Source organism: Methylobacterium sp. WL69 (assembly GCF_008039485.1).
Classification (GTDB): domain Bacteria; phylum Pseudomonadota; class Alphaproteobacteria; order Rhizobiales; family Beijerinckiaceae; genus Methylobacterium.
On sequence record NZ_VRUZ01000157.1, the window covers coordinates 1 to 4,897 of the forward strand.

At 68.4% G+C, this 4,897-nt stretch carries 6 protein-coding genes and 1 pseudogene; 3 read left to right on the forward strand and 4 right to left on the reverse strand.

The features are described from left to right. Together FV218_RS21790 and FV218_RS21795 are read left to right on the forward strand one after the other, a co-directional pair. Positions 1 to 200 (forward strand): annotated as a pseudogene (locus FV218_RS21790) (DEAD/DEAH box helicase); the annotation flags it as partial. 177 nt (positions 201 to 377) lie between these two features. Beyond that, complete coding sequence (locus FV218_RS21795; protein WP_056095968.1) at positions 378 to 1,433, forward strand: GGDEF domain-containing protein; 1,056 nt, start codon at positions 378 to 380, stop codon at positions 1,431 to 1,433. Positions 1,434 to 1,447: 14 nt separating this feature from the next. On the opposite strand, the gene FV218_RS21800 is transcribed toward FV218_RS21795, so the two are convergent. After that, positions 1,448 to 1,825 (reverse strand): iron-sulfur cluster assembly accessory protein, encoded by a 378-nt coding sequence (locus FV218_RS21800; protein ID WP_056095965.1) that lies wholly within the window; start codon positions 1,823 to 1,825, stop codon positions 1,448 to 1,450. Positions 1,826 to 1,970: 145 nt separating this feature from the next. Here FV218_RS21800 and FV218_RS21805 point away from each other — a divergent pair, with 145 nt between their 5' ends. After that, positions 1,971 to 2,567: a Uma2 family endonuclease gene (locus FV218_RS21805; protein ID WP_246685233.1), complete on the forward strand. Its 597-nt coding sequence runs from the start codon at positions 1,971 to 1,973 to the stop codon at positions 2,565 to 2,567. Between the two features lie 13 nt (positions 2,568 to 2,580). On the opposite strand, the gene FV218_RS21810 is transcribed toward FV218_RS21805, so the two are convergent. From FV218_RS21810 to FV218_RS21820, 3 genes are all read right to left on the reverse strand, one after another. After that, positions 2,581 to 2,961 carry an SUF system Fe-S cluster assembly protein gene (locus FV218_RS21810; RefSeq protein WP_056095958.1) on the reverse strand — a complete coding sequence of 127 codons (381 nt, stop codon included), beginning with the start codon at positions 2,959 to 2,961 and terminating at the stop codon, positions 2,581 to 2,583. A gap of 65 nt (positions 2,962 to 3,026) precedes the next feature. Continuing rightward, positions 3,027 to 4,262: a cysteine desulfurase gene (locus tag FV218_RS21815; protein ID WP_147711528.1), complete on the reverse strand. Its 1,236-nt coding sequence runs from the start codon at positions 4,260 to 4,262 to the stop codon at positions 3,027 to 3,029. Continuing rightward, positions 4,259 to 4,723 (reverse strand): DUF559 domain-containing protein, encoded by a 465-nt coding sequence (locus tag FV218_RS21820; protein WP_147711529.1) that lies wholly within the window; start codon positions 4,721 to 4,723, stop codon positions 4,259 to 4,261. Before FV218_RS21820 ends, FV218_RS21815 begins: the two co-directional genes overlap by 4 nt. Positions 4,724 to 4,897 lie beyond the last annotated feature (174 nt).

The following is a 4,897-nucleotide window of genomic DNA, read 5'->3' on the forward strand; positions in this document are numbered from 1 at the left end:
CCCCCGCACCCGCACGCTCCAGGGAACCGGCGCCCGAACGGACGAGCGTGCCCGCGCGCACCGCCGAGCCGCGGCGCGAGGAGCGGCGGCCCGCCCCCCGGCGGCGCGGGGACGAGGATGACGGCGACACCCCCGTCGGCCTCGGCTCCCACGTACCGGCCTTCCTCCTGCGTCCGGCCGTGATCAAGACGCCGAAATAGGGGCGCCCGTCCGTCCGCTGCGGAAAGGGATCCGGGTCTTCGATGGGGTTCCGGGTCTCTTATGGAGTTCTGGGCCTCTTAACGGCCTCTGCACGATCTGCCGACTAGGATGCGCCGTCGGCCGCGCGCCCCCGCCGGGGCGCGCGGTCCGGGAACGATCGCGTGGTTGGACGGAACATGGGCGGCAATCACGGAGACCGGGACCGGACCTTCGCGCTGGCGGAACGCGCCAACGTGCTGATGCGCGACTACGGCCCCTCGGCGACGCCGCGGGCCTACACGGTCTGGTACACCTACGTCTCCGGCCTCCAGCCCCTCCTGAACGACGCGGTCAAGCGCCTCACGGCCAAGGGCGCCCTGCTCGATTCCGACATCGACACCCTCTACGAGACCTATCTCGACGGGCAGCGCCTGGCGCACGCGGCCGAGCGCACGAGCAGCACCGTGCTCTCCGAAATCGAGGGCATCATGGAGGTGCTCGACCTGTCCCTGGGCTCCACGGCCCAGTACGGCGAATCCCTGCGCCTTCTCTCCGACGATCTCGGCGGCCAGGGCCTGGACCGCGCCCGGGTCCACGAGATCGTCGGCGCCCTGGTGGCGACCACCCGGGAGGTGACGGCCAACAACCGCACCCTCGAGGCGCGCATGCGCGAGAGCCGCAACGAGATCGAATCCCTGCGCGAGACCCTGGCGGCGACCCGCCTCGAGAGCCTCACGGACCCCCTTACCGGCCTGTCGAACCGCAAGCAGTTCGAGGAGAGCCTGCACGCCATGGTCGAGGAATCGGTGGCCGACCGGGCGCCGGCGAGCCTCATCGTCATCGATGTCGACTTCTTCAAGCGCTTCAACGACGTCTACGGCCACCTCACGGGCGACCAGGTCCTGCGCCTCGTCGCCCTGGTCATGCGCGAGCACATCACCGCCCGCGCCACCCTGGCGCGCTTCGGCGGGGAGGAATTCGGCATCCTCCTGCCGGGAACGGACCGGGCCGAGGCCTTCGCCCTGGCCGAGAAGGTCCGCGCCAGCGTGATGGGGCGCGACCTCGTCAAGCGCTCCACGGGGGAGTCCCTCGGCAAGGTCACCATCTCCCTCGGCATCGCCGTCTCACGCTCCAGCGACACGGCCGTGTCGCTCCTGGAGCGGGCCGACCAGTGCATGTTCATGGCCAAGCGCGACGGCCGCAACCGCACCGTCGACGACAGCCAGAGCCTGCCGCTCTCCGACGTCGCCTGACGCCGGAGCCGACCCTAGGCCGTGGCGCGGACGGCCTCGGGGTTCACGGGCGTGATCGCCACGGACTCGCCGCAGCCGCAGGCCGAGGTCTGGTTCGGGTTGTTGAACACGAACTGCGAGGCGAGCTTGGTCGCGGTGAAGTCCATCTGCGTGCCGAGCAGGAACAGCAGCGCCTTCGGGTCGACGAACACCTTGACCCCGCGATCCTCGACCATGTCCTCGCCGGGCTTCTGCCCGTCGGCGTATTCCATGGTGTAGGACATGCCGGCGCAGCCGCCGTTCTTCACGCCCACCCGCAGGCCCGCGATGGGACGGTCGGCATCGGCGATGATCGCCTTGATGCGCGTCGCCGCCGCGTCGGTGAGCGAGAGGACTTTGAAATTCGAAGCCATGGGGTCTCTCCGGCAGCCGGGTTCAAGGCCCGGGCGGTTGAGGATGATCGTGCGCAGTTAAGATAAGGATTGCGCGGGCCCGGGTCCACCACCGCTGCGCAGGAGCCGGTGCCGTATGGTAGGCTGTCCGGACGGAGGATTCACCATGGCCGATGCCGCCCGCCTCAGCATGACCCCCGAGGATTTCTTCGTCTGGCAGCGCGACCAGGACGAGCTGTACGAACTCGTCGACGGGCATCCGGTGCCGCGGCACCGGATGATGACCGGGGCCAGCATGCAGCACGACCGGGCGACCGTGAACATCATCGGCTCGCTGTACGCGCAGTTGCGCGGAAAGCCGTGCCGACCCACCACGGCCGACATCTCGATCCGCACCGGCATCCGGGGCCTGCGCCGGCCGGACGTGATGGTCGAGTGCGCGCCCCTGATGCCCGATACCTACGAGGCGCGCGAGCCCAGGCTCGTGGTCGAGGTCGCCTCGCCCTCGACGACATCCATCGACCAGACCCGCAAGGTCGAGGAGTACAAGCGCCACCCGACGCTGGCCGCCATCCTCCTCGTCGAGACCCTAAAACCGCAGGCCCTGCTCTACCGGCGCGGTGCGGACGGCTGGGAGATCGAGACCTTCGAGGGGCTGGAGGCCGTCATCGCCCTGCCCGACATCGGCGCGACCCTGGCGATGACCGACATCTATGACGGGCTCACCTTCCCGGCGCGCCGGGATCTCGCCAGCGAAGGCTGAGCGGGGCCGGCCGCTACCACATGTCGAGGGCGACGCGAGCCTCGTCGGACATGCGGCTCTGGTCCCACGGCGGATCGAACACCATGGTGACGGCGCAGGCCTGGACCCCCGGCACCGCCGCCACCGCCGTTTCGACCCAGCCCGGCATCTCGCCGGCGACGGGGCAACCCGGAGCGGTCAGGGTCATGTCGATGGCCACCGTGCGGTCGTCGGCGATGTCGACCTTGTAGATCAGGCCGAGCTCGTAGATGTCGGCCGGGATTTCGGGATCGTAGACGCTTTTGAGCGCCGCCACGATGTCGTCGGTCAGGCGGTCGAGCTCCTCGGGCGGGATCGCCGAGGCGCTGGCGATAGCGGGGGTGTTGGCCCCGCCGGTGATGGCTGAATCGCTCATGGTACTGTCCTCGTGAGGGTCGCGGATCGTCGTCGATCCCCGCCGTCCACCGCCGGGATTCCGGATCAGGCGAACATCATCTCGGCCTTGGCCAGGGCCTCGGCGAGGACGTCGACTTCCGCATGGGTGTTATACAGTCCGAACGAGGCGCGACAGGTGGAGGTCGCGCCGAATCGGGTGAGCAGCGGCATGGCGCAATGGGTGCCGGCCCGGATGGCGACGCCGTGGCGGTCGATGACGGTGGCGATGTCGTGGGCGTGCGCACCCTTCATCTCGAACGCGATGACGCCGCCCTTGCCCTTGGCCGTGCCGATCATCCGCACGGAGTTCATCGCCCCGAGGCGCTCCTGCGCGTAGGCCAAGAGCGAGGCTTCGTGCGCCGCGATGTTCTCGCGGCCGAGCGTCATCATGAATTCCAGCGCCGCGCCGAGGCCCACCGCCTCGATGATGGCCGGGGTGCCGGCCTCGAACCGGTGCGGCGGATCGTTGTAGGTGATGGAATCCTGGCTGACCGTGCGGATCATCTCGCCGCCGCCCTGGTAGGGGGGCAGGCGCTCGAGCCAGTCCTTCTTGCCGTAGAGCACGCCGATGCCCGTCGGGCCGTAGACCTTGTGGCCGGTGAAGACGAAGAAGTCGCAATCGAGCGCCTTCACGTCGATGGGCCCATGGACCGCGCTCTGGGCGCCGTCGAGGAGCACCGGCACGCCGTGGGCGTGGGCGATCCGCACGATCTCGGCCGCCGGCGTCACCGTGCCGAGCACGTTCGACATATGGGTGATCGCCACCATCTTCGTGCGCGGCGTGAAGAGTTTTTCGTACTCCTCGACGAGGAAGTTGCCTTCGTCGTCTACGGGTGCCCACTTGATCACCGCCCCGCGCCGTTCCCGCAAAAAGTGCCAGGGCACGATGTTGGAGTGGTGCTCCATGATCGAGAGGATGATCTCGTCCCCCTCCCCGATCTGGCCCATCAGCCCCATGGACGAGGCCACGAGGTTGTAGGCCTCCGTGGCGTTGCGGGTGAAGATGATCTCGTCGGTGGAGTCGGCGTTGAGGAATTGCCGGGTGGTCTCGCGCGCGCCCTCGAAGCCCTCCGTGGCGGCGTTCGCCATGAAGTGCAGCCCGCGATGGACATTGGCGTAGCCCGTCTCCATGCAGCCCACCATGGCGTCGATCACCGCCCGCGGTTTCTGCGAGGAGGCCGCATTGTCGAGATAGACCAGGGGCTTGCCGTAGACCTTTTGGGCGAGGATCGGGAATTCGGCCCGGATCGCCTCGACGTCGTAGGGGGCGGGTGCGTTCATGGCGAAACCTGTTGGGTGTCGAGCACGCGTAACCCTCCCCCCTCTGCGGGGGAGGGTGCCTCGCGGAGCGAGGCGGGAGAGGGGCAGTGCTGCTGTTCGAGGGCTTGTTCGACCCTGCTCATTACCGCACCGAGATTGCTGAACACGAGGTCGTTCGGGAAGCGCAGAACCTGGAAGCCCTGCTGAGCGAGCCAAGCATCCCGCTTTGCATCACGAGTTTTCCGCGCGTCGGTTTCGTGAGGTTCGCCATCGAGTTCAATGACGAGACGCGCCGAGGTGCACAGGAAGTCGACGATGTAGGGTGCGATCGGCACCTGCCGCCTGAACTTGTGACCCTTGAAACGGCTGCCCCGAACCTGCTCCCAGAACAGAGCTTCGGCGCGGGGCATTGCTTGCCGTTGCGCACGGGCGAACGAGCGCAGACGAGGCGGGACATCGTTCAGCTTGTGTTGCTGGTCCATATCCGTGTCTCCACACCGCGCGTGCGCCTTCCTTTTCCCCTCTGCGGGAGAGGGTGGCCCGCGTGAGCGGATCGGATGAGGGGGCCCCATATCCGGAGAGGTCGCCCCCTCTCCCGGTCGCTCCGCGACCACCCTCCCCCGCAGAGGGGGGAGGGTTGGCCCTGGCCCCCTACC

Excerpts from the sequence above, each read along its gene's own strand:
- FV218_RS21820 (WP_147711529.1), bottom strand. The coding sequence starts at position 4,723 with ATGGACCAGCAACACAAGCTGAACGATGTCCCGCCTCGTCTGCGCTCG.
- FV218_RS21800 (WP_056095965.1), bottom strand. The coding sequence starts at position 1,825 with ATGGCTTCGAATTTCAAAGTCCTCTCGCTCACCGACGCGGCGGCGACG.
- FV218_RS21795 (WP_056095968.1), top strand. The coding sequence starts at position 378 with ATGGGCGGCAATCACGGAGACCGGGACCGGACCTTCGCGCTGGCGGAA.
- FV218_RS21815 (WP_147711528.1), bottom strand. The coding sequence starts at position 4,262 with ATGAACGCACCCGCCCCCTACGACGTCGAGGCGATCCGGGCCGAATTC.
- FV218_RS21810 (WP_056095958.1), bottom strand. The coding sequence starts at position 2,961 with ATGAGCGATTCAGCCATCACCGGCGGGGCCAACACCCCCGCTATCGCC.
- FV218_RS21805 (WP_246685233.1), top strand. The coding sequence starts at position 1,971 with ATGGCCGATGCCGCCCGCCTCAGCATGACCCCCGAGGATTTCTTCGTC.